The 26,500-nt window shown below is 73.7% G+C and carries 27 protein-coding genes; 18 read left to right on the top strand and 9 right to left on the bottom strand.

The genetic code is table 11. The annotated features are described in order from the left end of the window. The first annotated feature begins 108 nt into the window (after positions 1-108). From ACZ50K_RS17225 to ACZ50K_RS17215, 3 genes are all read left to right on the top strand, one after another. Entirely contained in the window at positions 109-1,356 is a 1,248-nt protein-coding gene (locus tag ACZ50K_RS17225) for an NAD(P)/FAD-dependent oxidoreductase (RefSeq protein WP_468903479.1), read from the top strand. A 135-nt stretch (positions 1,357-1,491) separates the two neighbouring features. After that, complete coding sequence (locus ACZ50K_RS17220) at positions 1,492-2,106, top strand: DUF5994 family protein (RefSeq protein ID WP_468903478.1); 615 nt, start codon at positions 1,492-1,494, stop codon at positions 2,104-2,106. Between the two features lie 5 nt (positions 2,107-2,111). Then, complete coding sequence (locus tag ACZ50K_RS17215; protein WP_468903476.1) at positions 2,112-2,486, top strand: hypothetical protein; 375 nt, start codon at positions 2,112-2,114, stop codon at positions 2,484-2,486. Here ACZ50K_RS17215 and ACZ50K_RS17210 read toward each other — a convergent pair. Next, positions 2,399-3,547 (bottom strand): PP2C family protein-serine/threonine phosphatase, encoded by a 1,149-nt coding sequence (locus tag ACZ50K_RS17210; RefSeq protein WP_468903473.1) that lies wholly within the window; start codon positions 3,545-3,547, stop codon positions 2,399-2,401. The genes ACZ50K_RS17215 and ACZ50K_RS17210 overlap by 88 nt on opposite strands. A 128-nt stretch (positions 3,548-3,675) precedes the next feature. Continuing rightward, on the bottom strand, positions 3,676-4,272 hold the full coding sequence (locus ACZ50K_RS17205) for an MBL fold metallo-hydrolase (protein WP_468903472.1): 597 nt from the start codon (positions 4,270-4,272) through the stop codon (positions 3,676-3,678). Positions 4,273-5,049: 777 nt separating this feature from the next. On the opposite strand from ACZ50K_RS17205, the gene ACZ50K_RS17200 reads away from it, so the two are divergent. Continuing rightward, positions 5,050-6,009: a GlxA family transcriptional regulator gene (locus ACZ50K_RS17200; RefSeq protein WP_468903470.1), complete on the top strand. Its 960-nt coding sequence runs from the start codon at positions 5,050-5,052 to the stop codon at positions 6,007-6,009. Between the two features lie 15 nt (positions 6,010-6,024). Here the strand turns inward: ACZ50K_RS17200 and ACZ50K_RS17195 are convergent, their stop codons facing one another. After that, complete coding sequence (locus tag ACZ50K_RS17195; RefSeq protein WP_468903468.1) at positions 6,025-6,705, bottom strand: TetR/AcrR family transcriptional regulator C-terminal domain-containing protein; 681 nt, start codon at positions 6,703-6,705, stop codon at positions 6,025-6,027. A gap of 146 nt (positions 6,706-6,851) precedes the next feature. Here ACZ50K_RS17195 and ACZ50K_RS17190 point away from each other — a divergent pair, with 146 nt between their 5' ends. The 4 genes from ACZ50K_RS17190 to pucL all read left to right on the top strand — a co-directional run bounded on the left by ACZ50K_RS17190 (position 6,852) and on the right by pucL (position 10,929). Next, complete coding sequence (locus tag ACZ50K_RS17190; RefSeq protein WP_468903466.1) at positions 6,852-7,367, top strand: hypothetical protein; 516 nt, start codon at positions 6,852-6,854, stop codon at positions 7,365-7,367. 143 nt (positions 7,368-7,510) lie between these two features. Further along, positions 7,511-8,350 carry an RNA polymerase sigma factor SigF gene (locus tag ACZ50K_RS17185; protein ID WP_468903464.1) on the top strand — a complete coding sequence of 280 codons (840 nt, stop codon included), beginning with the start codon at positions 7,511-7,513 and terminating at the stop codon, positions 8,348-8,350. Positions 8,351-8,431: 81 nt separating this feature from the next. Continuing rightward, positions 8,432-9,772 carry an aminotransferase class III-fold pyridoxal phosphate-dependent enzyme gene (locus ACZ50K_RS17180; protein WP_468903461.1) on the top strand — a complete coding sequence of 447 codons (1,341 nt, stop codon included), beginning with the start codon at positions 8,432-8,434 and terminating at the stop codon, positions 9,770-9,772. 239 nt (positions 9,773-10,011) lie between these two features. Continuing rightward, on the top strand, positions 10,012-10,929 hold the full coding sequence (gene pucL / locus ACZ50K_RS17175; RefSeq protein ID WP_468903459.1) for a factor-independent urate hydroxylase: 918 nt from the start codon (positions 10,012-10,014) through the stop codon (positions 10,927-10,929). Positions 10,930-10,948: 19 nt separating this feature from the next. On the opposite strand, the gene ACZ50K_RS17170 is transcribed toward pucL, so the two are convergent. Next, positions 10,949-11,365 carry a histidine phosphatase family protein gene (locus ACZ50K_RS17170; RefSeq protein WP_468903457.1) on the bottom strand — a complete coding sequence of 139 codons (417 nt, stop codon included), beginning with the start codon at positions 11,363-11,365 and terminating at the stop codon, positions 10,949-10,951. Positions 11,366-11,527: 162 nt separating this feature from the next. On the opposite strand from ACZ50K_RS17170, the gene ACZ50K_RS17165 reads away from it, so the two are divergent. From ACZ50K_RS17165 to ACZ50K_RS17145, 5 genes are all read left to right on the top strand, one after another. Further along, positions 11,528-11,749, top strand: a complete 222-nt coding sequence (locus tag ACZ50K_RS17165; protein WP_468903455.1) for a CbtB domain-containing protein — start codon at positions 11,528-11,530, stop codon at positions 11,747-11,749. 53 nt (positions 11,750-11,802) lie between these two features. After that, positions 11,803-12,579, top strand: a complete 777-nt coding sequence (locus tag ACZ50K_RS17160) for a CbtA family protein (RefSeq protein WP_468903453.1) — start codon at positions 11,803-11,805, stop codon at positions 12,577-12,579. A 33-nt stretch (positions 12,580-12,612) separates the two neighbouring features. Further along, positions 12,613-12,861: a hypothetical protein gene (locus ACZ50K_RS17155; RefSeq protein WP_468903451.1), complete on the top strand. Its 249-nt coding sequence runs from the start codon at positions 12,613-12,615 to the stop codon at positions 12,859-12,861. Between the two features lie 240 nt (positions 12,862-13,101). Further along, positions 13,102-13,446 carry a hypothetical protein gene (locus ACZ50K_RS17150; RefSeq protein ID WP_468903449.1) on the top strand — a complete coding sequence of 115 codons (345 nt, stop codon included), beginning with the start codon at positions 13,102-13,104 and terminating at the stop codon, positions 13,444-13,446. Positions 13,447-13,501: 55 nt separating this feature from the next. Next, entirely contained in the window at positions 13,502-13,687 is a 186-nt protein-coding gene (locus ACZ50K_RS17145) for a hypothetical protein (protein ID WP_468903447.1), read from the top strand. Between the two features lie 268 nt (positions 13,688-13,955). On the opposite strand, the gene ACZ50K_RS17140 is transcribed toward ACZ50K_RS17145, so the two are convergent. From ACZ50K_RS17140 to ACZ50K_RS17130, 3 genes are all read right to left on the bottom strand, one after another. Next, positions 13,956-14,357, bottom strand: a complete 402-nt coding sequence (locus ACZ50K_RS17140) for a hypothetical protein (RefSeq protein WP_468903446.1) — start codon at positions 14,355-14,357, stop codon at positions 13,956-13,958. Positions 14,358-14,424: 67 nt separating this feature from the next. Further along, positions 14,425-14,832 carry a RidA family protein gene (locus tag ACZ50K_RS17135; protein ID WP_468903444.1) on the bottom strand — a complete coding sequence of 136 codons (408 nt, stop codon included), beginning with the start codon at positions 14,830-14,832 and terminating at the stop codon, positions 14,425-14,427. A 98-nt stretch (positions 14,833-14,930) separates the two neighbouring features. Beyond that, on the bottom strand, positions 14,931-15,407 hold the full coding sequence (locus tag ACZ50K_RS17130; RefSeq protein ID WP_468903990.1) for an RrF2 family transcriptional regulator: 477 nt from the start codon (positions 15,405-15,407) through the stop codon (positions 14,931-14,933). Positions 15,408-15,517: 110 nt separating this feature from the next. Between ACZ50K_RS17130 and ACZ50K_RS17125 the strand changes: the two genes are divergently transcribed. The 4 genes from ACZ50K_RS17125 to ACZ50K_RS17110 all read left to right on the top strand — a co-directional run bounded on the left by ACZ50K_RS17125 (position 15,518) and on the right by ACZ50K_RS17110 (position 20,554). Further along, the gene (locus ACZ50K_RS17125) at positions 15,518-16,345 is read left to right on the top strand and encodes a hypothetical protein (RefSeq protein WP_468903441.1); all 828 of its coding nucleotides are present in this window, start codon (positions 15,518-15,520) and stop codon (positions 16,343-16,345) included. A gap of 84 nt (positions 16,346-16,429) precedes the next feature. Next, positions 16,430-18,478: an FUSC family protein gene (locus tag ACZ50K_RS17120; protein ID WP_468903439.1), complete on the top strand. Its 2,049-nt coding sequence runs from the start codon at positions 16,430-16,432 to the stop codon at positions 18,476-18,478. A 97-nt stretch (positions 18,479-18,575) separates the two neighbouring features. Further along, positions 18,576-19,286, top strand: coding sequence for a hypothetical protein (locus ACZ50K_RS17115; RefSeq protein ID WP_468903438.1), 711 nt, complete (start codon positions 18,576-18,578; stop codon positions 19,284-19,286). Positions 19,287-19,297: 11 nt separating this feature from the next. Continuing rightward, complete coding sequence (locus ACZ50K_RS17110; RefSeq protein ID WP_468903436.1) at positions 19,298-20,554, top strand: ATP-binding protein; 1,257 nt, start codon at positions 19,298-19,300, stop codon at positions 20,552-20,554. A 69-nt stretch (positions 20,555-20,623) separates the two neighbouring features. Here the strand turns inward: ACZ50K_RS17110 and ACZ50K_RS17105 are convergent, their stop codons facing one another. Continuing rightward, positions 20,624-22,708: a PhoX family protein gene (locus ACZ50K_RS17105; RefSeq protein WP_468903433.1), complete on the bottom strand. Its 2,085-nt coding sequence runs from the start codon at positions 22,706-22,708 to the stop codon at positions 20,624-20,626. A 309-nt stretch (positions 22,709-23,017) separates the two neighbouring features. On the opposite strand from ACZ50K_RS17105, the gene ACZ50K_RS17100 reads away from it, so the two are divergent. Then, positions 23,018-24,625, top strand: coding sequence for a VWA domain-containing protein (locus ACZ50K_RS17100; RefSeq protein ID WP_468903431.1), 1,608 nt, complete (start codon positions 23,018-23,020; stop codon positions 24,623-24,625). A gap of 74 nt (positions 24,626-24,699) precedes the next feature. Here the strand turns inward: ACZ50K_RS17100 and aspS are convergent, their stop codons facing one another. After that, a complete protein-coding gene (gene aspS, locus ACZ50K_RS17095) occupies positions 24,700-26,484 on the bottom strand; it encodes an aspartate--tRNA ligase (protein ID WP_468903988.1) in 1,785 nt (594 codons plus the stop codon). Positions 26,485-26,500: the final 16 nt, after the last annotated feature.

Genomic DNA, 26,500 nt, shown 5'->3' with positions numbered 1-26,500 from the left:
GGGATGTGACACAGGTCACGTCCGGACCCTGTCAGGGATCGGGGGGCTGTCCGGTTCAAGAGGCGTCACACCGAGCCGGACATCCCCCTTCCTGACAGGAGCACGGACATGGAGCACCGCATCGTCGTCCTCGGAGCCGGCTACACCGGTGCCATCGTCGCCGGCCGCCTCGCCCGGCGGCTGCACCCCGAGGACGTCGCCATCACCCTGGTCAACGCCGAGCCCGACTTCGTCGAGCGGGTGCGCCTGCACCAGCTCGCGGTCGGCCAGGAGCTCCGGCCCCGCCCGTTCGCCGAGATGTTCGCCGGCACGGGGGTGGAGCTGAAGCTCGGCCGGGTCACCGGGCTGGACGTGGACCGCAGGACGGTGACGGTCACCCCGGTCGCCGCCCCCGGCACCCCGGGCACCCCCGGCGCCGCCGTCGCGGCTGCGGCGCCGGAGGAACTGGGCTACGACACCCTGGTCTACGCCCTCGGCAGCGGCTGGAACCACGGCGACGTGCCCGGCACCGCCGAGCACACCCACGAACTGTCCGGCCGCGCGGGCGCCCTCCGGCTGCGCGACCGGCTGGCCGTCCTCGGCGCCGGACGGCCGGTGGTGGTGGTCGGCGGCGGTCTGACCGGGCTGGAGGCGGCGACCGAGATCGCCGAGGCCCGCCCCGACCTGGACGTCGCCCTGGCCACCCGGGGCGCCCTCGGCGACTGGCTCTCCGAGAAGGGCCGCGCCCACCTGCGACAGGTGGTGGACAAGCTCGGCATCACGGTCCACGAGCACACCGCCGTCGAGGCCGTGGCGGCCGACGCCCTGCGGACCGCCGACGGCCGGACCGTCCCCGCCGAGGTCACCGTCTGGACCACCGGGTTCGCCGTCCACCCGATCGCCGGGGCCAGCGCCCTGGAACTCTCCGCCGACGGCCGGATCGCGGTCGACGGCACGATGCGCTCGCTGTCCCACCCGGAGGTCTACGCCGTGGGGGACGCGGCGATGGCGGCCGGCCCGGGTGGCGAGCCGCTGCGCATGTCCTGCGCCTCGGGCGTCCCGATGGCCTGGCAGGCCGCCGACGCCCTCGCCGCGCGGCTGGCCGGCACCAAGGTGCCCGAAATCGACATCCACTACAACCAGCAGTGCATCTCCCTCGGCCGCTCGGCGGCCCTGATCCAGTTCGTCACCCCCGACGACCGGGCCGTGGAAAAGGCCCTGACCGGCCGGGTGGCCACCTTCTACAAGGAGCTGATCTGCAAGGGCGCCGCCTGGGGCGCCGCCAACCCGACCCTGGGCGTACCGTCCCGGCGCCGCCGGGTCGTCCGGCAGGAGGCCCCGGCCGGTGCGCGGCCGAAGACGGCGGCCCGGGCCTGAGCCGTTTCCCTCCGCGCAGGCGTACTGTTGACGTACCGGGAGTACTTCGCACACCGGCTTTCACGCAGGTGTCATTTCCGGCGATCGCCTATGAACCGGACTGCCGACGGGCAGTCCGGGGGCAGAGGTCCCCTCATGACCGTCATCCTCGACCGGACCGCGCCCCGAGACCTCGCCACGAAGTCCCCGGTTCCCCCGGCCTCCTCGGCGTCCCCGGTGCGTTTGTCCCTCACCCCGAAAACCCCGCTCGCCGGCCAGCTGGACGGGGCCTGGTGGCCCTACTCCCGCGACCTCGGAGCAGAACTCCCGCCACTCATCGCGGCGTTGGAGGAACCCTGGGGGCGCATCACCCGTGTCACCGTCAACCCCACCCGCTGGCCGGTGATACCGCGCCGGATCGACGTGCACGGGCGCACCCTGCACGTGGGCTGGTTCACCGAACAGGACCCCGACAAACTGCTGCTGCTCTCCTACACCGTCGGCCGCTGGGACCTGCTGGTGGTCCCGCCCGAGACCGAACCCGCGGCCGCGGCCCGGCTGATGGCGGCGGCCGCCGTCCCCGGCAGTGTCCTGGCCGCACGGGCCCTGATGGCCGGCGAAGCCGTCATCGGCGGCGGCATCCGGGATTCGCAACCCGGCCCGGGCCCCGGTGCCGGCCCCGACTCCCGGCGCCTGGAGGCCACTTGGGAGAGCGAGGGCGGGGCCTGCATGTCCCCCTACGGAACCCCGTCCCCGCACGGCTGGAGATGAACGCCATGGACGAACCGCCGGTACTGCCGTCGGCCGCGCACGCCGAGGTGCGGATCATCGCGCACACCCCCGAAGCCGCCCGGGCGGTCGCGGACGCACTGCGGCACCGCTTCGCCGGTGCGGAGCAGCGCAGCTATCCCGCGCTCGACGGCAGCACCCGACTGCACCTCACCGTGGACACGGCGGCACCTGCACCCACCGGTCCCGCCCGGTCGTGGCTGTCCGCCAGCAGGGCCCCGGCCGGTACCGGCACCCATTCCGACGAGATCCAGTTCGGATCCGGGCCGGCGCTTCACGGGGACGGGGACGGGGACGGCGGGAGGGCCGGGCGGGATACGGCCAGGAGGGCCATGTCGTCGGTGGAGCGGCCGCCGGTGTGAGTGCGGACGTCCGAGGTGAGCGCGGCCAGCAGCTCCTCCGGGGTGCCGAAGGAGCGGCCGCGCAGCCGGGCGACGGGGTCGTAGAAGGTGCCCGCCGCGTCCCGGGCCTCGCTCAGACCGTCCGTGTGCAGCAGCAGCACCGCACCGGGCGGGAACGGCAGCTCCCGGGGGACGGCCGACCGCCCGCCCGGGGACATCAGGGCGCCCAGCGCGCCCAGGCCCAGCGGCAGGTCCGGCTCCTCCGGGAGGACCGCGTCCACACTGCCGTCCGGGTGCAGGAGCAGCGGTCCGGGATGGCCCCGGTTCACGATCCGCAGCACCCGCTCGTCCGGGGGGATCTCCACGAGCAGACAGGTGGTGAAGCCCTCGACCGCGTCCAGGCCCGCCCGGTGCCGCCCCTCCCGGAGCAGGGACCGCTCCAGCCGGTCGGCGACCCCCGTCAGCGAGGGCTCGTCGTGCGCCGCCTCCCGGAACGCCCCGAGCACCACGGCGACCGACTCGACCGCACCCAGCCCCTTGCCGCGCACGTCCCCCACGGCCAGCCGGACCCCGTACGGGGTGTCCTGGACGGCGTACAGGTCGCCGCCGATCAGCGCGTCCGCCTCGGCGGCCTCGTAGCAGGCGGCGATGTGCAGACCGCCCAGACGCTCGGGCGGGGTCGGCAGCACGGCCCGCTGGGCGACCTCGGCGATCCCCCGGGCGGAGGCCAGCCGGGCGCCGCCGCGCCGGACGGCCCGGTTGATCAGGACGGCCAGGGCTGAGACGGTCACCACCGTCACCAGCTCGGTGACGGTCTCCACCCGGCGCACCGTGCCGTTCGTCAGGTGCAGCAGGGTGACCGTCAGCAGGGAGGCGGCACCGGTCAGCAGGGTGCCGCCCAGGGAGTAGAACGGTGCGGCGACGAGCGGGGCGGCGGAGAAGAAGAAGGTTCCGGTGACGTTCGGCGGGGTGAGGGCGTTGAAGACGTATCCCACGAGGATCAGCAGGACCGGCAGGACACGCACCCAGGCCCGGCCGGTCCGGCCCCCGTCGGGGCCGGAGTCCCAGGGCTTCGGCACCACGCTGACCTCCCGATGGGCCTGCCCGCTCCCCGTCCCCTCAAGTGTGGCGGGCGGGACGGCGGGCGGCGACCCGGCCTGCGGCGTGCGGCCGACCGGCCGGTTGGTCGGCCGGCTGGCTGGCTGGCTGGTCAGCGGGGGGCGGAGGCGTCGGCCGGGAAGGCGGGCCCGTGGCCGGGCACGATCAGATCGGCGACGGCCAGCACCCGGAGCCGGGAGGCCAGCAGCCGGTCCTGGTCGGGGGCGACCGGATCGGCCACCGGGCCGTCCGGCCGCCACCACAGGTCGCCGACGAAAGCCGTCACGCCGGTGGCGGTACCGGCCAGCAGGGTGATGTCCTCCGGGCTGTGCCCCGGGGTGCGGATCAGGCGCAGTGCCGGGGTGAGCTCGTAGCCCTCGGCGTCCCGGTCGGTCCACTGGTCGTGCCGGTACACCGCCTTGTGGTCATGGACCCGGGCCTCGCCGAACAGCCCGACGTTCATGGTGTTGTCCGGGTGGTGGTGACTGAGGACCACATCGGTGATGTCTTCCGGCCCCAGGCCGAGTTCGGCGAGCGGGCCGAGGATCCGGTGGCGGCCCGCCACCATGCCCGGATCGACGATCACACGGCGGTCCCCGTCGGTGACGTACGAGACGGTGGCGGCGACGCCGGGGCCGGTGGAGAGCGTGTAGCCGGTGGTCAGGATCGTGTACGCGGCGCTGCGGCCGAGCGGGGTGTCCGTGGTCATGGCCCGAGTCTTCCGGGGGGCCGGGGGCGGGACGAGTGGCCTTGATGCCACTGATCGCATCATTCGTGCCACGCCCTCGGAGCTCCGCCCCTCGGGCGCTCCGCCGACCCCCGGCACCCCGGGCCGCCCCGGGGGCCTCGGGCCCCGGGCCCCGAGACCCCGGGGCGCGGGGCTCTGCCCGGGCGCTCCGCGCAGGGCTCGTGCCCTGGTTAGCAGAGGCCAGGGCCCGAGGGGCGGGGTGCGGGCCCAGCGGGCCCTGCGGGCCCAGCCGCCCGGCCCGGGGGCCCCCGGGGCGCGGGGCCCTGCCCGAGCGCTCCGCGCAGGGCCCACGCCTGACCAGCCGAGGCCCGGGTCCGAGACCCCGGGGCGCGGCCTCCTACCCAAATGCCCAACGCGGGCCCGCGCAGGGCGACCCGCGCCCCGGGGGCCCCGGGCCCCGAGACCCCGGGGCGCGGGGCTCTGCCCGGGCGCTCCGCGCAGGGCTCGTGCCCTGGTTAGCAGAGGCCAGGGCCCGAGGGGCGGGGTGCGGGCCCAGCGGGCCCTGCGGGCCCAGCCGCCCGGCCCGGGGGCCCGGGCCCGCCCGGCGGCTCCGCCGGGGCCCAGGTCCCCGGCCGGGGGGCTGGGCCCGGGACCTGGGCCCCGGGCCCGGGACCCCCGGGCCCGGGGGGGCCGGGCCCGCACCCCGGCCGGGCGGCCGCCCGCTCAGGCGCGGCCGGGCCAACTGCCGTGCGGGGCGGGGGCGGAGGTCCCGCCCCGGCGGCGTGGGAGACTTCGCGGATGTCGTCGTCCTTTCTGTCCGTTGCCGCCTACGCGCCGGAGGGGGTCGGGATGCTCGGGGCGGGGATCGTCTCCGAGGTGTTCGATCCTCGGGGGGCCGGTCTGCCCGCGTTCGAGTTCGCGTTGTGCGGGGAGCGGCCGGGGCAGGTGCGGACCGATGTGGGGCTGCCGCTGGTGGTCGGGCACGGGCTGGACCGGCTGGCCGCCGCGGACCTGGTGGTCGTGCTGCCCTGGGCCGGGTTCCGTAGGCCGCCGGGCCCGGCCGTGGTGGAGGCGCTGACCTCCGCGTACGAGCGGGGGGCGCTGGTCGCCGGCCACTGCGTCGGCACGTTCGCGCTGGCCGCGGCCGGGCTGCTGGACGGGCGGCGGGCCACCACGCACTGGCGGTTCGCCGACCTGCTGGCCGAACGGCATCCGGCCGTCAGCGTGGACCCGGGCGCCCTGTACGTCGACGAGGGCCGGATCCTGACCGGGGCCGGTGCCGCCGCCGGTTTCGATCTGCTGCTGCACCTGCTGCGCCGGGAGTACGGGGCGGTGACGGCGAACGCCATCGCCCGGGACCTGGTGCTGCCCTCGCACCGGGACGGCGGCCAGGCCCAGTACCTGACCGCCCCGGCCCCGGAGGACTGCCGGGACGATCGGCTGGCCGAGGTACTGGGCTGGGCCCGGGAGAACCTCCACCGGCCGCTGCCGGTGGCCGAGTTGGCGCGGCGGGCCCTGATGAGCCGGCGTTCCTTCGCCCGCCGCTTCAGCGCCGCGACCGGCACCACCCCGCACGCCTGGCTGCTCGGTCTGCGGCTGAGCCGGGCCGAGGAGTTGCTGGAGACCACCGATCTGCCCGTGGAGGAGGTGGCCCGGCTGACCGGGTTCGGCAGCGCGGCCGTGCTGCGGGCCCGGTTCGTCCGGCGCCGCGGGGTCCCGCCCCGCTCCTACCGCCGCTCCTTCGCCCGTACCCCGTAGGCCGGGAGCCCCCCGTCAGGGGTGGCGGGCCAGTTGGGCGGCCAGGCCGTCCAGGAGGGCCTCCAGGCCGAACTCGAAGCTGCCGGTGGGGCCTTCGGTGTATCCGGTGCTGGCGGGTGCCTCCAGCCGGGTGCGCAGGTGGGGGAAGCGCATGGCCACCTCGGTGGCCTGGCGCATGGTCTCCCGCAGGACGTCGTCGGCGCTGCCGCCGTGCCGGTTCAGCTGGCGGGTGAGGGCGGCCTGGGCGGAGGCTCCGGAGGCGTTGCCGAGCACATAGGTGAAGAGGGTGGCGGCGGCCCGGTCGGCGTCCGGTCCGCTGAATCCGGCGGCCTCCCAGACGGCCAGGCTGTGGTCGTCGTGGCGGGCCTTGCCGGCCCCGTAGAAGAGGTGGGAGGCGAAGGCCTGCACCAGCCAGGGGTGCCTGGTCAGCATGGCGTGCAGGTCGGTGGCCATGGTGGTGGCCGCGGTGCGCCAGTCGACGGTGGCGAGGTCGGGCAGCCGGATCTCGTCCCAGATCTGGTCGCCGGCCAGGGTGACGAGGTCGTTCTTGTTCTTGACGTGCCAGTAGACGGCTGTGGCGGCCGATTCGAGGCGGCGCCCGAGGCTGCGCATGTTCAGCCCCTCCAGACCGCCTTCGTCCAGGAGTTCGATGGCGGTCCGGATGATCTGTTCTCTGGTCAGGGTCTCGCGCGGCATGGGCACACGATAAACCGGCGAACCCGGCTTGCACATAGTTCAAGTGAGTAGTTGCACATCGTTCAAGTCCTGGGCTACCTTCGACTTGAACACAGTGCAAGTCCATCGCCGGGCCATCGGGCACCGCCGATCCGAGGGGAATCGCCGTGAATGTCTTCGCCGCCGTCCTGCAGCTGCTCGTCGCCGCCGCCTTCCTGAGCATCCCGCTGGTCCGGCACCGCTTCGGCCCCGCCGCCAAGACCGGCGCCGAGGCCGAGCTGGCCCGCCAGGGCGTGCCCGGCGGGGTGCTGGAGGCGAACGGGATCCGCTTCGACGCCGGCGGCCACGAGACCGCCGCCCCCGTCGCGGTGGCCGCCGTGATGATCGCGCTGGCCGCGCTCAACCTCACCGGCAACGATCTGGCCGAGCCGCTGACCTGGGTCTTCCAGTCCCTGGTGCTGATCGCGAACGCCCTGATCCTGCACAGCCAGCTGACCGCCGTGAAGTCCGTCGAGGCCGCCTTCGAGCGCAAGGGCGACCCGGTGCTGCGGGGGATCGACGTGCCCGCCCTGCTGAAGGCCGCCGAGTCCGGCTTCCCCTCCTGGGTAGGCGCCCTGCAGAACCTCCGGCACACCGTGGTCTTCGCCGGCTCGGCCCTGGCCCTGGCGGCCATGGCCCTCTGACCGGTCATGCCCCTCTGGCATGCCGCTCCGAAAGAGTACGAACCATCGCTGACGGGTATATTCGTCACGAACAGCTCACGAACGACGGCCTCGCCGCGCGCCCCGCGCGGTGCGACCCCGCAGCCGTCGGAGGAGCGAGTGGCATGGAACGCAACCAGACCGCCAGCACCCTCACGGGCCCGCCCCCGCCGATTCCCGCCGAGCCGCTGCGGGCCAGTACGGCGGAGGCCCGGACCCTGTCGGTGGCCCTGTTCCGCCGGCTGCGGGAACTGGACGAGGGCACCCCGGAGTACTCCTACGTCCGCAACACCCTGGTCGAGCTCAACCTCAGCCTGGTGAAGTACGCCGCCCGCCGGTTCCGCAACCGCAGCGAGCCGGTCGAGGACATCATCCAGGTCGGCACCATCGGCCTGATCAAGGCCATCAACCGGTTCGACCCGGAGCGCGGCGTGGAGTTCACCACCTTCGCGCTGCCCACGGTCACCGGCGAGATCAAACGCTTCTTCCGGGACACCAGCTGGGCGGTCCGGGTGCCCCGGCACCTCCAGGAGCTCCGGATCGACACCGCCAAGGCCTACGACGCCCTGGAGCAGACCCTGGGCCACGGCCCCACCGACGCCGAGCTCGCCGCGCACCTCGGGGTGCCGGAGGCGGAGATCGCCGAGGGCCGGCTGGCCGCCCAGGCGTACACCGCCCGCTCGCTGGACGCCCCGGTCCAGGAGGACGGCGACGCGTACGCCACCACCGCCTCACTGGGGGCCGAGGAGCCGGCCTACGACCGGATCGAGTGCGTGGAGTCCCTCAAACCGCTGCTCGCCGCACTGCCGGAACGGGAGCGCACCCTGCTGTCGCTGCGCTTCGGCGGGGAGCTGACCCAGTCCGAGATCGGCGATCTGCTGGGGCTCTCCCAGATGCACGTCTCGCGGCTGCTCGCCCGGACCCTGGGCCGCCTGCGGTCCGGACTGCTCACCGACTCCCCGTAGCGGTGAACCCGCCGGGCGGCGACCTGACGGACGGCCCGGACATCGCCGGGCGTCCACATCGCGGACGCTTACTCTCGATCCATGAACGCAGATGTCGAGACCGTCAGAACGGCAGACCGGAAGCACGTCTTCCACTCCTGGTCCGCGCAGGAGCTCATCGACCCGCTCCCCGTGGCCGGGGCCGAGGGCTCGTACTTCTGGGACTACGAGGGCAACCGCTGGCTGGACTTCACCAGCGCCCTCGTCTACACCAACATCGGGTACCAGCACCCCAAGGTCGTCGCCGCGATCCAGGAGCAGGCCGGCCGGATGTGCACGGTGGCCCCCGGTTTCGCCGTGGACGTACGCTCCGAGGCCGCGCGCCTCATCGCCGAGCGCACCCCCGGCGACCTGGACAAGGTCTTCTTCACCAACGGCGGCGCCGAGGCCGTGGAGAACGCCGTCCGGATGGCCCGGCTGCACACCGGCCGGCCCAAGGTGCTGAGCGCCTACCGCTCCTACCACGGCGCCACCACCGGGGCGATCAACCTGACCGGCGACTCCCGGCGGTTCGGCAACGACACGGCCACCGCCGGGGTGGTGCACTTCTGGGGGCCCTTCGCCTACCGCTCCCCGTTCCACTCCGCCGACGAGGCCCAGGAGTGCGAGCGGGCGCTGCGGCACCTGGAGGACACCATCGTGTTCGAGGGGCCGCAGTCCATCGCGGCGCTCATCCTGGAGCCGGTGGTCGGTGCGGCCGGGGTGCTGGTGCCGCCGGCCGGCTATCTGCCGGGGGTCCGGGAGCTCTGCGACCGCTACGGCATCGTGTTCGTCCTGGACGAGGTGATGGTGGGCTTCGGCCGCACCGGGCGCTGGTTCGCCGCCGAGCACTGGGACGTCACCCCCGACCTGCTGACCTTCGCCAAGGGCGTCAACAGCGGATACGTCCCGCTGGGCGGGGTCGCCATCTCCGCCGAGATCGCCGCCACCTTCGCCCGCCGCCCCTACCCCGGCGGCCTCACCTACTCCGGCCACCCCCTGGCCTGCGCCGCCGCCGTCGCCACCATCACCACCATGGAGGAGGAGGGCATCGTCGAGCAGTCCGCGCGGACCGGGGCCGAGCTCCTCGGACCGGGCCTGCGCGAGCTGGCCGAGCGGCACCCGTCGGTGGGCGAGGTCCGCGGGCTGGGCACCTTCTGGGCGCTGGAGCTGGTCCGGGACCGGGAGACCCGGGAGCCGCTGGTGCCGTACGCGGCGGCCGGGGCCGACAACGCGCCGATGGCGGAGTTCGCGGCGGCCTGCAAGAAGGGCGGTCTGTGGCCGCTGACGGCCGGGAACCGCATCCACATCGCCCCCGCCTGCAACATCGGGGCGGCCGATGTCGCCAAGGGGCTGGAGATCCTCGACGGGGCCCTGTCGGTGGCGGACGCGCACACCGGCTGACGGCGGCGCGATGGGTTTTCGTCCAGTCCGCGGGTGCCGCTTATCGGAGGTTCCGCGCCGTTCCCAAGGGCGCGCAAACATGCTGCAATCCGAAGCAGCACCTACGGACCGGGATGCACGTCAGTCCCGGGGCGGCCCTTCAGGGGCCGAACGGCGGGGGGCGGGTGACCGCTGGACGCCGGGCGTACGGGATCCAGAACCAACGGACTCCGTGTTCCCGAGTACCCGAAGGAAAACGCATGAGCAAGCACGTCCTGGCGCAGAACCAGTACGGCAAGGCCGAGAACCGCATCGTGAAGGTCACCCGCAAGGGCTCCGACGGTTCCTGGCACGAGATCCGGGACCTGAACGTCTCGGTGGCGCTCCGCGGCGAGTTCCGCGACGTCCACCTGACCGGCGACAACGCCAACTGCCTGCCGACCGACACCACCAAGAACACGGTGTACGCGTTCGCCAAGGAGCACGGCATCGCCTCCCCGGAGGCCCTCGGCATCCTGCTGGCCAAGCACTTCGTCTCCTCCCAGACCCCGATCCGCGAGGCGCAGATCCGGATCGAGGAGTTCGCCTGGGAGCGGATCCCGGTCCCCACCCGCAAGGAGCAGCACTCCTTCGTCCTCAAGGGACAGGAGGTGCGCACCGCGCAGATCACCTACGGGGAGTCCAGCGGGCTCCAGGTGATCTCGGGTCTGAAGGACCTGACCGTGATGAACTCCACCGACTCGGAGTTCCACGGCTACATCAAGGACAAGTACACGACCCTGAAGGAAGCGTACGACCGCATCCTCGCCACCAAGGTCACCGCGCGCTGGGCGCACTCGGCGCTGGCCGCCGACGACGCCGGCCACGACTGGGACCAGTCGTACAAGAAGGTCCGCAAGCACATGCTGGAGGCCTTCGCGGAGACGTACTCCTACTCGCTCCAGCAGACCCTGAACCAGATGGCCGAGCGGGTGCTCGACCACTGCCCGAAGGTGAACGAGGTCCGGCTGAACCTCCCCAACAAGCACCACTTCCTCGTCGACCTGGAGCCCTTCGGCCTCAAGAACGACAACGAGGTCTACTTCGCGGCGGACCGGATGTACGGCCTGATCGAGGGCACCGTCCACCGCGAGGGGGTCACCCCGGTCATCGCGACCAGCGACTGGATCGTGGCCTAGAACCCTCGCCGGGCCGGGCCTACGCCTCCCCGCAGGGCCCGCCCAGCCGCAGGTTCCACCGCCCCGCACGCCCGCTGAGTTCGGTGCGCGTGCGGGGTCTCGCGTCCAGCCTCCAGAACGCCGCGGCCGGCAGTCCCAGGGCGTGCACCACGGCCGCCCGGACGAAGGCCTGGTCGGCGGTGGTCTCGTGGGTGCCGGGCGGCAGGCCGTCCAGCCAGGCCCCGGCCCGGGCGACGAGCGCGTCCACGGACTCCCCGCCGGGCGGGGCGTAGGAGGTGTCGGTGAGCCAGCGGTGGACCGCGGCCGGGTCCTCGGCGGCCACCTCGTCCAGGGTCCGGCCCGCCCAGACCCCGTGTTCGGGCCCGAACCGGTGCTCGCGCATGTCCGCGTCCAGCGCGCGGGTCACCAGACGGACTCGTACGCCGGGGGGATTCATAAGCGCAGCATAAACGCGGTACGGTCTCGGACGACATGACGACGGTAGGACGGAAGTACCGGTGGGAATCCGGCACGGTCGCGCCACTGTGAAAGTCAGACCCGCCTCCGTCGTCCTTCGGCACCACTGACCGGGACGCGTGTTCCCCCTGGAGGTTCTGTCATGGCCCACTCCGCCACGCCCACGCCCACCACGACGACGGCCCCCATCGCCCCCATCTCGCTCAGGACCCTGGCCCCCTGGGCGGTGTTCACCGGCGTCCTGATGCTCGTCCTGCTCTACTTCGTCGGCGCCGAACAGGGCGCCACCGCGGTCTTCGAGGGCGAGACCATCCACGAGTGGCTGCACGACGGCCGCCACCTGCTCGGCTTCCCCTGCCACTGATCCAGCGGACCCCCTGCCCGATCAGCACCCGCAGCCACGCAAGGGAACCGACCATGAACTCCCCCTCCGTCCGCGCGCTGCTCGTGCGCGGCATGCTCGCCGGCCTCGCGGCCGGTGCCATCGCCCTGCTGGTCGCCTACTTCCTCGGTGAGTCGAAGGTCGACGCGGCCATCGCCATCGAGGAGGCGGCGGCCGCCGCCGACGGCCACGGCCACGACCACGGCGAGTCCGCCCCGGTCAGCCGGACCCTCCAGGCCACCGCCGGCCTGGGCACCGGCGTCCTCCTCTACGGAGTCGCGCTCGGCGGCATCGCCGCGCTCGTCTTCTGCTTCGCGCTGGGACGCGTCGGCCGCTTCTCGCCGCGCGCCACCGCCGCCCTCACCACCGCGGGTCTGTTCGTGACCGTGACCCTGGTGCCCTTCTTCAAGTACCCGGCGAACCCGCCGGCCGTCGGCGACCCGGAGACCGCGGGCCGCCGTACCGCCCTCTATCTGCTGATGATCGCGCTGAGCGTGCTGCTGGCGGCGGCCGCCCTGATCCTGGGGCGGCGGCTGGCACCGGTGCTCGGCAACTGGAACGCGAGCGTGGCGGCCGGTGCCGCGTTCGTCCTCGCGGTCGGACTGTCCTACGCCCTGCTGCCCGGGATCAACGAGGTCCCGGCCGACTTCCCGGCCGGGCTCATCTGGCAGTTCCGGCTGGCCTCGCTCGCCATCCAGGCCGCCCTGTGGGCGAGTTTCGGCCTGGTCTTCGCAGCTCTTGCCGAACGTCTGCTTGTCCCGGGCGCCGGAGGCCGCAAGGCTGTCGAGGAGGCGGCACAGCCCGCCGGTTGAGCATGGGCGACGCACACGGACGGTGGGGCCGGGATGACACGGGCGGCGATCCGGGACTGGTACGGCTGGACGGGGGCGACCCCGCTCTGGCTGAACGCCCTGCTGCTGGCGCTGATCCCGGTCACCACCGGGCCGCTCCCGGCGCAGCTCGCCGTGATCACGGCGGTGGCGGCGCTGGGCGGGCTGGTCCGCCAGCTCTGGTTCGGTGACTACGGACATCCCGCCGTCCACCTCGCCGCCGCACTGATGGGTGCGGCGGCGATCGCGTGCGTGGACCTCTGAGCGGGCCCGGGCCCGCACCCGGTTCCCGAAGCGGGCGCCTGACCCGGCGGGCTAGACGGCGGGCCGAACCGGTCCGCTAGCACGCCCGATTCCGGCATTGCGGACCCCTCACCCGTCCGGCCGCAGGATCGATGACGGAACGTCAGCCGACGGGGGTGTCTTCGTCCCCCGGTCGGGGGCTTCTGCGCCGCGATGGGGAGCATTCCCGGCGTGTCGGGGCAGATCCCTCCCATGAGCGGGATGCGGCACGTACTGACCAGGGCCCTGACGGTGGCCTGTGTGGTGCTGCTCGCCCTCTTCACCCCCGGTGCGGCGGCGGCCTCCCCCGGGGCGGTGGCGCCCAGGTCCGGCCCGTCCGCCCCCGTCGAGCCCTCGGCCCCGGCCGAGGCACCCGCGGACTCCGTGCTGGACGCGGAACTCCGGGCGACGGTCAGGACGGCGGCCCGCGGAACGGCTCCGGTGCGCAGGCCCCCCGGGGCCGGTGTGCCGTTCGTGGTTCCGACGGGCGGGCGCGGGCCCCGGTACGGGCAGCGGGAACCGGGTGAGGCCCGGTGGGCGGTGCGGAGCGTGGTGCTGCGGTGCTGAGCGCGCCGAGCGGCAGCGAACCCCCCACTCCCCACCGACACCCCGAGGTGCCGTCATGCCCATCGATCCCTATGCCGCGCTGAACGCCATGCTCCGAGCCGAAGCCGCGCGGTTCACCCCGCCGGCGCCCAAGCAGACCGCGTCGGAGCCGGCCGCCGAGCCCGCCGTACCGGTGCAGAAGCCCGAGCCCGAGGCGACCTCCGTACCCGCCGAGCACCCGGCGGGCCGCCCGGCCGGCTGACCGGCCCACCCGCCGGCCCGCTGACCGGCCGGAGGCCGTGCGGATGTGAAGGACGCCGGTTCCCGCGCCCTCGGCAACGGAGAGTGGTCACGTGAGGTTCGACCACGGAGCGCGGGAACCGGCGCCGTGTCCCCAGTCTCCGGCTCCGGTGGCCCGGCCCGCATCGGACGTGCGGCCACGCCCGCCCCGGTCGAAAGGACCAGTGCGGGCGTGGCGGACGGGGCGGAGGGGATGGCCGGGGCGGAGGGGATGGCCGGGGCGGGGCGGGCTATTTCTCGTGGGTGTAGTAGCGGTAGAAGGCGGCCGCTCCCACGCCCACCGCGACGGCGAGGGCGATTCCGGTGGATCTGAGCACGCTCTCGCCGGAGAGGCTGTAGAGGTAGCCCATGGCGATGCCGGCGAAGGCCGCGTAGGCGGCGGCCCGCAGTTCCCGCGGCAGGCTGGGGCCGATCCGGGCGAGCCCGTACAGACAGGCGGCGAACAGCGCGCCGCAGAGGATGCCGTAGAAGACGTTGCCCGCGTCCACGGGTCCCATCTGGCGGTTCATGAAGGCCGCGTAGATGCCGTAGACCAGACCCCAGGACAGCGGGCGGACCAGGGGGTTCCGGCCGCCGGCCGGGCGGGTGGGTGCCGCGTGCCGCCGGGAGGCGGTGGGTGCCGCATGTGCCATGGCAGGGACTCCTTCCCTCTCCCCCGTCCATCCAGGGCACACCCGCCGTCCCGGTCCGGCAAGTGGATCAGCCCCGGTCGGCGGGGCGGACGGCGACGGCGTCCATCTCGAAGAGCATTCCGGGCAGGGCGAGGGAGGCCACCCCGATCAGGGTCTGCGCGGGCAGTTCGGTGCCCCAGGTGGCGTGCAGGTGCTTCAGGAGCACCTCCAGCCGGCTCAGGTCGTGGTCGACCACGTACGTGCCGATGCGGACCACGTCGGCGGGGCCGAGGCCGGCCGCGTCCAGGGCGGTGCGCAGGTTGGCGAAGGTCCGCGCGACCTGCTCGGCGAAGTCCTCGGAGACCACCGCACCGGTCTCGTCGGAGCCGTACTGGCCGGCTATGAACACCTGCTCGCCGGGGGCGGAGACGATGTGGCTGTAGCCGAAGGCGGTGGGGTTGTGGAGTCCTGCCGGGTTGGTGATGCTGCGGGTCATTTCCAAGCTCCTCAGGTCTGTCCGTACGGGTGGTGGCGGGGGTCGGCCGGTGCGTTGCCGCGGTCGGCGGGCGGCAGTCGGCAGTCGGCGGGCCGCGGTCAGCGGGCGGCGGCCAGCCAGGCGCGGAGCCGGTCGGGGGCCTCGGGGGCCTGGAGTTCGGCCCGGAGCCGGATCTCGTCGAGGTTCCGGGCGGCGAGTTCGCGGCGCCAGGCCAGTTCGGCGCCGTTCATGGCGTGGGCGATGGCGCAGTCCGCGGTGTACCCGGCGGCCGGGCCGCCGCCGGGGCCCTGCTGCCGGATCTCGGCGCAGCGGAAGGCCTCCTCCGGGCCCTCCACGGCGGTGACCACGTCCATCAGCGTGATCCGGTCCAGCGGGCGGGCGAGCCGGAAGCCGCCCCGCGGGCCGGGGGTGGAGCCGAGGATGCCGGCCCGGGCCAGGGCCTGGAGCTGCTTGTTCAGATAGGCGGCCGGCAGATCGTGCCAGGCCGCCAGGCGGGCCGCGGAGACGGCCCGGTCGGGCCCGGCCCAGGCCAGGTTGACGCAGCTGTGCAGCGCCCACTCGACGCCCTCACTCATCTTCATAATCTGGATATTACATGTCCAGATTAGAAGACGGGCCGCCTCTGGACCACCCGCACGCAGCAACACCGCTCGCGCCCCGCCGCCACCGGGACTTCCCTGGTGACGTGCGCACCTTCCTCTCGGCGACCCTCGTCGCACTGCTGGCCCTCCTGGTGCCGCTCGGCGCCGTCGCGTACTGGGCCGACCGCGAGCTCGGCGACGCCGACCGATACACCGCCGCCATGTCCCCGCTCGCCGAGGACCCCGCCGTACGGAACGTGGTCGTCACCCAGGCCACCCGGGCGATCGCCGGGCAGATCGACGCCGGGATCTTCCAGGACGGGGTGGAGTCGCTGCTCGTCGAGGCACTGGGCTCCTTCACCACCACCCCCGCCTACCGGACCGCCTGGGACGCCGCCAACCGGGCCGCGCACACCGCCTTCCTGGAGGCGCTCACCTCAGGCCGGGGCAACGCGGTCACCCTCGACCTCGCCCCGGTGGTCGAGCAGATCAAGGGGGAGCTCGTCGCCGACGGGGTGCCCTTCGCCGACCGGATCCCGGTGACCCACACCGCCATCGAGGTCATGGAGTTCGACGGCCTCGGCTCGCTCCGGAAGGGGTTCCGCATGCTCCAGCACGCCGGTGTCTGGCTTCCCCTGCTCACCCTGGCGGTGGCCCTCGCCGCGATCGCCGTCGCCGTACGGCGGCGCCGCGCCGTGGTGGCCACCGGGCTCGGCCTGGCCGTCGGGGCGCTCCTGCTGTGGGCGGCCGTGCTGGTCTGTCGGCGGATCGCCCTCTCCGACCTGCCGCCGGACGTGGACCGCCCGGCCGCCGGAGCGGTCTACGACGCCCTCACCGCCTTCCTGCGCACCACCGCCTGGGCCGTGCTGGCCCTAGGGCTCGCGGCCGCCCTCGCCGCCTGGCTGGCCGGAAGGCTGCGCCGCACCCCATAAGCTCGGTATACGAACACGGCATACCAGTCCATAACGCGCTCCACGCGGGTCGCGAGCGGCGGCAGGGAACGGCATGAGCACCGCATGAGCACCGAACAGATACCGGCCGGCGGACCGGCCGGCGGCAGAGCCGGACGGGCCCGCCTCCGACCACCGGCACCACCCGAATGGCTGCTGCGCGGCCTGCGGCCGAACGACGCCCCGATCCCCTGGGCCGCCGTGTTCCGCGCCGGAGTGGCGCTGGCCGCCCCGCTCGCCCTGGGATTCGCCCTCGGCGAGCCGGAGTACGGCGCCCTGGTCTCCATGGGCGCCCTGTCCGGGGTGATCGGCGACACCGCCGACGCCTACCGGATGCGGATCCTCAACATCGCCGTCCCCCAGCTGTTCGGCGCGGCCGGCGTGGCCCTGGGCACCCTGGTCTACGGCCAGGGCTGGCTGGCCGTCGCCGCCCTCACCCTGATCGCCCTGGTCTCCGGGATGATCTCCTCGGTCGGCAGCGTCGCCTCCGTCTCCGGACTGCTGCTCCTGCTCAACGCGGTCATCGGCGCCGGACTCCCGCTGCCGCAGCCCTGGTGGACCGCGCCCCTGCTGCTCGGCGCCGGCGGGCTCTTCGTCCTGCTGCTGACCCTGCTGGGCTGGCCGCTGCGCGGCCGCCGCCCCGAACGCACCGCCGTGGCCGCCACCTACCGGGCGGTCGCCGACCTGCTGGACGCCGCGGGCGGGACCGCCTACGAGGAGCGCCGGCACGCGGTCACCCGGGCCCTCGACCAGGCCTACGACCTGGTCCTGGGCCGCCGCGCCCGGGAACACGGCCGGAACTCCGCACTGGTGCGGATGCTCGCCCAGCTCAACGCGCTGGTCCCGCTGGTCGAGGCGGCCCCCGCGGTCCATCTGCGCGGCCGACCGCTGCCCCCGGAACTCCCGGCGGCGGTCCGCGCCCTCGCCGACGCCGTCGAGACGGGCCGCACCGACCCGCTGCCCCCGCCCCTCCCCGAACCCCCGCCCGGGGTGCCCTCGGCACGGGCCCTGGACAGCGCCCTCCGGCACGCCCGGGACGTGGTGCACCGACGGGACCCCGACCCCTACAACATCGACGACCGGCTCGGCCGCCCCGCCGCCCTGCGCATCCGGATCCGCCGGACCGTGCGCACCACCCTGTTCTCCACCGGCTCCTGGCGCTACGGCCTGCGGCTCGCCCTGTGCATCGGACTGGCCCAGGTCCTGGTGTCGGTGATCGAGGTGGAGCGCTCCTACTGGGTGTCGCTGACCATCACCCTGGTCCTGAAACCGGACTTCGGCTCGGTGTTCTCCCGGGCGGTGCTCCGGGCCCTGGGCACCGCCGGAGGCCTGCTGATCGCGGCGGCGGTGCTCGCCGAGGTGCCGCGCGGCTGGTGGGACGTGCCGGTGATGTTCTTCCTCGCCGCCCTGATCCCGGCCTTCTCGGTGAAGGGCTACGCCTTCCAGACCGCCGCGATCACCCCGGTGATCCTGATGCTGTCGGACCTGCTGAACCACTCCGGGTTCGATCTGATCCTGCCCCGGCTGCTGGACAGCCTGATCGGCTGCGGGATCGTGCTGTTCGCCGGCTACCTGCTGTGGCCGGAGAGCTGGCACGCCCGGATCGGGGACCGGCTGGCGGACTCGGTGGACGAGGCCGCGGCCTATGTGGAACACGCCTTCGCCCCGGTGGAGTCCGAAGCTGCCCTGGCTGCCGCGCGGACCGCCCGGGTGCAGGCCCGCCGCCGGATCTACCGCGATCTGTCCGGGGTCCGCAGCGAGTTCCAGCGGGCCCTCACCGAGCCCCCGCCGACCGGGGCCCGGGCCGCCGCCTGGTGGCCGCTGGTGGTGGCGGTGGAACGGATCGTGGACGCGACCACGGCGGCCCGGGTCCGGGTCAACCACGGCGCCGAACCGCCGTCCGCCGCCGAGGTCGCCGAGATCACCGCCGGACTGCGGGCCCTGGCCGGGACCGTCCGGGGCGGGGCCGGACGCGGGGTCCCGGTGCCGCCGGGCCCCGGGCCCGTCCCGGACCCGGAGGAGTCCGGACCCGGGGTGCTCACCCCGGTCCGCCAGGAGCTGTTCGCGGCCCGCGCCATCACCCTGGGCACCGGCCCCGGACCGGCCGGCCGGTAGACCGCCACGGTCCGGAAGGGACGGCCCAGCGGGCGTACCGTCCCCCGAACGGCCCCGGGGCCGGGCCGGGAGCGGTGCGGCGGGGGAGCATCGGAGCATGCGGGCTCCCCTCCCACGCCTCCTGGCCGCCCTCCTCGCCCTGGCGGGGACGGCGACCGGCTGCGCCGATGTGGAGGGGCTGCGCAGCGCCGGCGACCAGGGCGAGGTCCATGCCCCGCTCACCCTGTGGGCGGACCTCCACCCCGCCGCGCCCGCCCCGGGCGAGACCCGCGGCTCCGCGGTGACGGTGCCCGGGCTCGGTCCCGTACCCGGCGGCAGCATGCGGGGGGTGGACCCCCTGTCCGTGGTGCGTGCCGACCTCACCGCCGCCGCCCGGCAGGACGGCGGGACCGGACGGCTGGTGGACCCCCGGGCGGTCGGCCGGCTGGCCGGCTGCACGGCGGCCGCGGGCGGCGGCCCGGACTGCCCGGTCCGCCCGCCGGTCCTGCACGACCTCACCGGGGACGGCAAGGAGGACCTGATCACCGCTCTGGACCTGGACGGCAGGCTCAGCGAGCTCCGCGTCTACACCGTCCGGAACGGGCGGGTCACCCGGGTGCTGTCACGCCGGGCGGTGCTGGCGGGGGTCGAGGTCGCCGCGGCCCATCTGGCCGTCCGCGAACCCGCCTCCACCCCGGGGCTGGTCGCCATCACCGAATACGTCTGGGACCCCGGGGCCGGGGTGATGTCGCTGGCCGCGCTCACCCTCGACGACTGTCCCCCGGTCCAGGGCGCCGCCGCCTCCTCCTGCCCGCCGGACGAGGGCTGAGGGGGCGGCGGATGCGGGCGCTGAGCAGTCTCCGCTGGCGGATCGCCGCCACCACCACCGCCGTCTGCTGCGCGGTGGCCGCGGTCCTCGGGATCCTGGTGCACAACGTGGTGTCCCAGCAGATCAGCGGGGAGCTCCGCAAGGACGTGCGGCGGGACCTGGACCACGCACTGCTGCACTACGAGTACGGCACCACCCACGGGGACGTGAACAGCCTGCTGGACCCGGCAGGGCTGCCCGGCCGGCTGCGCGCGCTGGTGGCCCGGGGCGAGACCGGCAGCATGGTCGGCAGCTACGGCGGGGAGCCGGTGATGTGGGCGGCGGGCCCCGCCGACGGAAAGCCGCTGGCGGTCTGGCTGCCGTACACCAGCACCCGGAACCGGCTCCGCGAGATCGACACCGCGATCCTGGCCTCGGCGGCCCTGGCCGCCGGGCTGGTGGCCCTCGCCGGGGTGTTCCTGGCCGGCCGGATCGGGCGGCGGCTGGCCACCACCGCCGCCGTGGCCCGCCGGATCAGCGCCGGGGACCTGGACGCCCGGGTGGGCCTCCCCGCCGGGGAGCCCGCCGGAGGACGGCGGCACCGGGACGAGGTCCGGGACGTGGCGGTGGCCCTGGACTCCATGGCCGAGTCCCTCCAGTCCCGGCTGGAGGCGGAGAAGCGCTTCACCGCCGATGTGGCGCACGAACTGCGCACCCCGCTCACCGGCTCGCTGGCGGCGGCCTCGCTGCTGCCCGACGGCCGGCCCAAGGAGATGATCGACGACCGGCTGCGGGCCCTGCACCTGCTGACCGAGGACCTGCTGGAGATCTCCCGGCTCGACTCCGGGGTGGAACGGGCGGATCTGTCCAGACTGGAGCTGGGCCGGGCGGTGCGCCGGGCCGTCGCCGCGAGCGGCCCGGCCGGGGACGGGGTCACGGTCACCGTCCTGACCGACGCGGTGGTGCTCACCGAGCGGCGCCGGCTGGACCGGATCCTGAGCAACCTCCTCGTCAACGCGCACAAGCACGGCCGGCCCCCGGTGGAGGTGACCGTGGACGGGCCGGTGGTCACCGTCCGGGACCACGGCCCCGGCTATCCGGCCGAACTGGTCGAGCACGGTCCCCGCCGGTTCCGCACCGGGGACCCCGGACGCGGGCGCGGCCACGGCCTGGGCCTCACCATCGTGGCGGGCCAGGCCGCCGTGCTGGACCTGGGGCTGAGCTTCGCCAACGCCCCGGACGGCGGGGCGGTGACCGTCCTCAGGATTCCGCCGTTCCCCGCCGACTGAGGGCCAGTTGGGCGGGGCCGAGCGGACCGGGGTGGTGTTTCACGTGAAACACCACCCCCAATCCGGCGGTCAGACGCCGATGTTGCGGCCGTCCTTGCGCCAGACGCTGACCACGGCGGGACGCACCATCTTGCCGGGACCGTCGGGCCACACCGAGGCGGGCTTCTCCACGGAGGCCCCGTCGATCTCGCCCGGGTGCTGGACGGCGACCAGCACCCGCTTGTCCTGGATCAGCGGACCGCAGGTCTCGGCGCCCTTCGGGACGGTCAGGAACTGCTTGAGCTCACCGCGCCGCTCGCCGGTCGTGGCCACGCCGAACAGACCGTCGTGGGAACCCAGCTGGGAACCGTCGGTGGAGATCCACAGGTTGCCGTGCGGGTCGAAGGCCACGTTGTCCGGGCAGGAGATCGGGCTGACCTTGTCCTTCGGGAACCCGGCGAAGTAGGTGGCCGGGTCGTTGGGGTCACCGGCGACCAGGAACAGCCGCCAGGCGAAGGCGTCCCCGGCCGGGTCGTCGAAGCTCTCGGCGAGCTCCAGGATCTGGCCGTGCTTGTTCAGGTTGCGCGGGTTGGCCTCGGTGGCGCCTTCCTTGCCGGGCTTGCCGCGGTCGGTGTTGTTGGTCAGCGCCACATAGACCCGGCCGGTGCGCGGGGAGGGCTCGACATCCTCGGGGCGGTCCATCTTGGTGGCGCCCACCTTGTCGGCGGCCTGCCGCGTGAAGACGTACACCTCCTCGGCCGTGAAGCCCTCCACGTGCGAGACATCGCCGGTGGCCAGCGGGATCCACACACCGGTGCCGTCGAACAGGCCGTCGGTGGGGTACTTGCCGGAGCCGTCGATCTGGTCCGCCGGGGAGTCGCCGGTCAGCTTGGCGACATAGAGGGTGCCCTCGTCGAGGAGCGTGAGGTTGTGCTCCTTCGCCGCCCGGCTGCCGCCCTTCTTCATCTGCTTGCTGGAGACGAACTTGTAGAAGTAGTCGAAGCGCTCGTCGTCGCCCATGTAGACGACCGGACGGCCGTCCTCGGTGAGACGGGGCTGGGCGGCCTCGTGCTTGAAGCGGCCCAGGGCGGTGCGCTTGCGCGGCACCGAGTTCGGGTCGTACGGGTCGAGTTCGACGACCCAGCCGAAGCGGTGCGACTCGTTCGGCTCCTGGGTGACGTCGAAGCGCTTGTCGAAGCGCTCCCACTTGCGCTCGGAGGCCGCGCCGCCGATGCCGTAGCGCTTCAGCCGGGCCGCCTGGACCGGGTCGGTGACCGCCCCGCCGTTGGCGAAGTACTGGTTGAAGTTCTCCTCGCCGTGCAGGGTGGTCCCCCACGGGGTGGTGCCGCCCGCACAGTTGTTGAGGGTGCCGAGGACCTTCGTTCCGGTCGGGTCCACCGAGGTCTTCAGCAGGGCGCTGCCGGCGGCCGGACCGGTCATCCGGAACTGGCTGGTCGCGGTCAGACGGCGGTTGAGCTGGTGGCGGCTGACCGCGGTCAGCTTGCCGCTGCGGTGGTCCTCCTGGACCACGACCACGGACAGGCCGTGCGCGGCCCAGGCGATCTCGACCTGCTCACGGGTCGGGTTGGCGGCGTCGTAGCCCTTGAACATCAGGACTTCGTCGGTGTACTCGTGGTTGGCGACCAGCAGCTGCTGGCGGGCGTAGGAGTCGCCCAGCGGCAGCAGGCTCAGGAAGTCGTTGTTGTAGCCGAACTGACCGGCCTGCGCGGCGGCCGTCTGCTTGTCGGCGTTGAAACCGGGGGCGCCGCGGAGGATCGGGTCACCCCACTTGATGACCACGTTCTGGGCGTAGCCCTCGGGGATGGTGACCTGGTCGGCGGTGTTGGGGGCGACGGCCGTGAAACGGAGTCCTCGGGCGGCCTGTCCGGCCGGATCGGCCGGACCGTGGCCGCCATGGGCCGTGGCGGCACTCGCGGTACCGCCGCCCTGGCTCAGGGCCGCGGTCGTGCCGACGGCACCGGCGACGGTGACCACGGCGGCGGCGCGCATCATCGACCGGCGCGAGTAGGCCTTGGCTATGACATCGCCGGCGTACTCGTTGTCGCTGGTGTTCGGAACCTCGTGGAAGCAGGCGTCACCACAGCGGTAGCGGCAGGTGAGGGCCGACCGGCCACCGCCGTGGTTGTTGGTCAGAAGGGGCAGCAACTTGCGCACGACGACGTCCTCCGGATAGGTACACGGCGACGCCCCCTGCGCCGACAACGTGTCGGAATGAATCCAGCCGTGACGGTAGGAGGGCGTTGCGCCAAGACGGGGGCAGCGGAGTGAACACCTCATGAACGCGGCCGGTCGGACAGGGAGTTCACCCGGGCGGACCCTGTGCTGGTGCGGCAGGCGCCCCGAAAGGGCGCCCTGCCGGGGTTTCCAGCCAAGGGGCCGATAACCTTACGTGTCCACTCTGGGCAGGGATCATCGGCGCAGCACGGACAAATGACGCACGCACTCATGCGAAAGGCCTGGCCCATGGGTATTCGGAGCTTGTTGCGCAAGGTGTTCGGCCGGTCTGCGGAACCGGACGCGACCACCGATCCCACGGGCAGCGGCCAGCCCGCGCTCCCCTCGCAGGCCGCCGAGCGGACCCCGCTCGACGCGGCCGCGGAACTCGTGGCCGCCTCCTTCGACAATCCGACCGTCCCACCGCAGTCGGCACCCCGTGACCGGGGCACCCTCCTGACGGCACCCGCCCCGGACCCCACGGTCCCCGAAGCGCGACGCGAGACCCCGGCCGAGCCGGTGGCCGCCGACGCGGCCGTTGAGGCCGTCGTACCCGCGCCGGCGGAGCCGGTCGCCGCTGCCGCGGCGGAGCCTGCCGCCGATGCGACCGAGCCCGTCGCCGAACCCGTCGCGGGCGCTCCGGTGGAGCCGGTTCCGGCTGCGGCTGCGGCTGACGTTGAGGTGACCGAGCCCGTGGCCGTGCCGGCCGAGCCCGTCCCGGCGGAGCCGGTCGAGGTCGTGGCCGCCCCGGCGGAGCCGGCAGCGGAGCCCGTCGCCGCCGACGCGGCCGTTGAGGCCGTCGTACCCGCGCCGGCGGAGCCGGTCGCCGCTGCCGCGGCGGAGCCTGCCGCCGATGCGACCGAGCCCGTTGCCGTACCGGCCGAGGCCGCCGGGCCCGCCCCGGCGGAGCCCGTCGCCGCCGACGCGGCCGTTGAGGCCGTCGTGCCCGCGCCGGCGGAGCCGCCGGCCGCTGACGAGCCCGTTACCGAGGCCGTCACGGCCGCTCCGGCGGAGCCGGTTGCGGCTGCCGCCGGTGCGACCGAGCCCGTGGCCGTACCGGCTGAGCCTGTCCCGGCGGAGCCGGTGGCCGTCGCGGCTCCGGTGGAGCCGGTCGAGGTCGTGGCCGCCCCGGCGGAGCCGGTGGCCGAGCCCGTTGCCGTACCGGCTGAGCCTGTCCCGGCGGAGCCGGTGGCGGTGGCTGCGGTGGGGTTGGGTGAGGTCAGGCGGCGGGCCGGTGGGGTGGTCGGGGCTTACAAGGCGGCCGGGCAGGTGCTTCGGGGGAAGGAGCTGACGGGGGCCCGGGCCCGGGTGTACCTGGTGCTCGACCGCTCCGGGTCGATGCGGCCGTTCTACAAGGACGGCAGTGTCCAGCACCTCGCCGACCACACCCTCGCCCTCGCCGCGCACCTGGACGCGGAGGCCGAGGTGCACACCGTGTTCTTCTCCACGGACATCGACGGCACCCGGGACCTCACCCTGGACACCCACGCCGCCGACTGGGTCGACACCGCCCACGCCGAGCTCGGCCGTATGGGCCGGACCAGCTACCACCGGGCCGTGCAGGCCGTGGTCGAGCACTACGAGAAGGCCGGCGCGGAGGGCCCCGCCTTCGTGGTCTTCCAGACCGATGGGGCGCCCGACAACCGGGTGCCCGCCCGGGAGGCCCTCGCCGAGGCCGCCGCGCACGAGATCCACTGGCAGTTCGTGGCCTTCGGCGACCACGACGCCAAGGCCTTCGACTTCCTGCGGAAGCTGGACGCCGGCAACGCCGGGTTCTTCCACGCCGGGCCGGCCCCCCGGGAGCTGACCTCCGCCGCCCTGCTGAAGGGCGTGCTCAAGGACTTCCCGCAGCGCTAGCCGCGGCCCGGCCGGGAAGGCCGGAAGGGCCCGGGATCCAAGGGGATCCCGGGCCCTTCCGCACATCCGGTGGGTTACTCGGCCGCACCCGCGGACTTGGTCTCGACCGGCTTGCGCAGGGCGATGTTCAGCTCGCGCAGACGGGTCTCCTCCAGCACCGTCGGCGCGCCCATCATCAGGTCCTGGGCGTTGCCGTTGAGCGGGAAGGCGATGGTCTCGCGGATGTTCGGCTCGTCGGCCAGCAGCATCACGATGCGGTCCACGCCGGGGGCGATGCCACCGTGCGGCGGGGCGCCGAGGCGGAAGGCGCGCAGCATGCCGGCGAACTCGCGCTCGACGGTCTCCGCCTCGTAGCCCGCGATCTCGAAGGCCTTCAGCATGACCTCGGGCTCGTGGTTGCGGATGGCGCCGGAGGACAGCTCGATGCCGTTGCAGACGATGTCGTACTGCCAGGCGAGGATGTCGAGGGGGTCCTTCTCCTCCAGGTCCTTCATGCCGCCCTGGGGCATGGAGAAGGGGTTGTGGGAGAAGTCGATCCGGCCGGTCTCCTCGTCCTTCTCGTACATCGGGAAGTCGACGATCCAGCAGAACCGGAAGACGTTCTCCTCGAACTGCCCGGCCCGCTTGGCGGCCTCGACGCGCACGCCGGACATGATCTTGGAGACCTCGTCGAACTCGCCCGCGCCGAAGAACACGGCGTGGCCGGCCGCCAGGCCGAGGCGGTCGGTGAGGACCTTGACGTTGTCCTCGGTGAGGAACTTGGCGATGGGGCCGGTCAGGCCGCCGTCCTCGCCGACCCGGACCCAGGCCAGGCCCTTGGCGCCGAGCGAGATCGCGTACTCGCCGAGGCCGTCGAAGAACTTGCGCGGCTGGGCGGCGGTGTCCGGGACGGCCAGGGCGCGGACGTGCTTGCCGGCGAAGGCCTTGAACTCGGAGCCCTCGAAGACATCGGTGATGTCGACCAGTTCGAGCTTGGCGCGCAGGTCGGGCTTGTCGTTGCCGTACTTCAGCATCGACTCGCGGAACGGGATCCGCGGGAACGGCGAGGTGACCGGGCGGCCGCCGCCGAACTCGGTGAAGAGCTCGGTCATCAGCTTCTCGATCGGCTGGAAGACGTCCTCCTGCTCGACGAAGGACATCTCCACGTCGAGCTGGTAGAACTCGCCGGGCGAGCGGTCGGCGCGGGCGTCCTCGTCGCGGAAGCAGGGCGCGATCTGGAAGTAGCGGTCGAAGCCGGAGATCATCAGCAGCTGCTTGAACTGCTGCGGGGCCTGCGGCAGGGCGTAGAACTTGCCCGGGTTCAGGCGGGAGGGGACCACGAAGTCACGGGCGCCCTCGGGGGAGGTCGCGGTGAGGATCGGGGTGGCCATCTCGTTGAAGCCGAGGTTGACCATCTTGGAGCGGATCGACGCGATGACGGCGGAGCGCAGCATGATGTTGCGGTGCATGCGCTCGCGGCGCAGGTCGAGGAAGCGGTACTCCAGGCGCCGCTCCTCGTTGACCCCGTCGTCGGTGTTGATGGTGAACGGCAGCGGGGCGGCCGCGCCGAGCACCTCGACCTCGACGGCCTCGACCTCGATCTCGCCGGTGGGGAGCTCGGGGTTGACGTTGTCGGTGCCGCGGGAGACGACCTTGCCGTCGATGCGGACGACGGTCTCCTTGGACAGCTTGTCCAGGGCGTCGGCGGCGGCGGTACCCGGCCGGGCGACGAGCTGCGTGATGCCGTAGTGGTCGCGCAGATCGATGAAGAGGATGCCGCCCAGGTCGCGCCGATTGTGCAGCCAGCCGCTCAGCCGGACGTCGGTGCCGACGTCAGAGGCGCGGAGCTCGCCGCAGGAGTGGGACCTGTACCGATGCATCATTCATCCAGTTCTT

The sequence above is a fragment of the Streptomyces sp. NPDC033845 genome, from assembly GCF_055576225.1.
Note: the sequence above shows the minus strand (reverse complement) of the source record. Positions and strands in the feature narration are given on the sequence as shown.

Coding starts and splice junctions, on each gene's coding strand:
- ACZ50K_RS17185 (WP_468903464.1), top strand. CDS start 7,511: ATGGAACGCAACCAGACCGCCAGCACCCTCACGGGCCCGCCCCCGCCG.
- ACZ50K_RS17110 (WP_468903436.1), top strand. CDS start 19,298: ATGCGGGCGCTGAGCAGTCTCCGCTGGCGGATCGCCGCCACCACCACC.
- ACZ50K_RS17115 (WP_468903438.1), top strand. CDS start 18,576: ATGCGGGCTCCCCTCCCACGCCTCCTGGCCGCCCTCCTCGCCCTGGCG.
- ACZ50K_RS17205 (WP_468903472.1), bottom strand. CDS start 4,272: ATGACCACGGACACCCCGCTCGGCCGCAGCGCCGCGTACACGATCCTG.
- pucL (WP_468903459.1), top strand. CDS start 10,012: ATGAGCAAGCACGTCCTGGCGCAGAACCAGTACGGCAAGGCCGAGAAC.
- ACZ50K_RS17165 (WP_468903455.1), top strand. CDS start 11,528: ATGGCCCACTCCGCCACGCCCACGCCCACCACGACGACGGCCCCCATC.
- ACZ50K_RS17220 (WP_468903478.1), top strand. CDS start 1,492: ATGACCGTCATCCTCGACCGGACCGCGCCCCGAGACCTCGCCACGAAG.
- ACZ50K_RS17120 (WP_468903439.1), top strand. CDS start 16,430: ATGAGCACCGAACAGATACCGGCCGGCGGACCGGCCGGCGGCAGAGCC.
- ACZ50K_RS17140 (WP_468903446.1), bottom strand. CDS start 14,357: ATGGCACATGCGGCACCCACCGCCTCCCGGCGGCACGCGGCACCCACC.
- ACZ50K_RS17155 (WP_468903451.1), top strand. CDS start 12,613: ATGACACGGGCGGCGATCCGGGACTGGTACGGCTGGACGGGGGCGACC.
- ACZ50K_RS17200 (WP_468903470.1), top strand. CDS start 5,050: ATGTCGTCGTCCTTTCTGTCCGTTGCCGCCTACGCGCCGGAGGGGGTC.
- aspS (WP_468903988.1), bottom strand. CDS start 26,484: ATGCATCGGTACAGGTCCCACTCCTGCGGCGAGCTCCGCGCCTCTGAC.
- ACZ50K_RS17145 (WP_468903447.1), top strand. CDS start 13,502: ATGCCCATCGATCCCTATGCCGCGCTGAACGCCATGCTCCGAGCCGAA.
- ACZ50K_RS17150 (WP_468903449.1), top strand. CDS start 13,102: ATGCGGCACGTACTGACCAGGGCCCTGACGGTGGCCTGTGTGGTGCTG.
- ACZ50K_RS17100 (WP_468903431.1), top strand. CDS start 23,018: ATGGGTATTCGGAGCTTGTTGCGCAAGGTGTTCGGCCGGTCTGCGGAA.
- ACZ50K_RS17170 (WP_468903457.1), bottom strand. CDS start 11,365: ATGAATCCCCCCGGCGTACGAGTCCGTCTGGTGACCCGCGCGCTGGAC.
- ACZ50K_RS17160 (WP_468903453.1), top strand. CDS start 11,803: ATGAACTCCCCCTCCGTCCGCGCGCTGCTCGTGCGCGGCATGCTCGCC.
- ACZ50K_RS17135 (WP_468903444.1), bottom strand. CDS start 14,832: ATGACCCGCAGCATCACCAACCCGGCAGGACTCCACAACCCCACCGCC.
- ACZ50K_RS17225 (WP_468903479.1), top strand. CDS start 109: ATGGAGCACCGCATCGTCGTCCTCGGAGCCGGCTACACCGGTGCCATC.
- ACZ50K_RS17215 (WP_468903476.1), top strand. CDS start 2,112: ATGGACGAACCGCCGGTACTGCCGTCGGCCGCGCACGCCGAGGTGCGG.
- ACZ50K_RS17195 (WP_468903468.1), bottom strand. CDS start 6,705: ATGCCGCGCGAGACCCTGACCAGAGAACAGATCATCCGGACCGCCATC.
- ACZ50K_RS17180 (WP_468903461.1), top strand. CDS start 8,432: ATGAACGCAGATGTCGAGACCGTCAGAACGGCAGACCGGAAGCACGTC.
- ACZ50K_RS17130 (WP_468903990.1), bottom strand. CDS start 15,407: ATGAGTGAGGGCGTCGAGTGGGCGCTGCACAGCTGCGTCAACCTGGCC.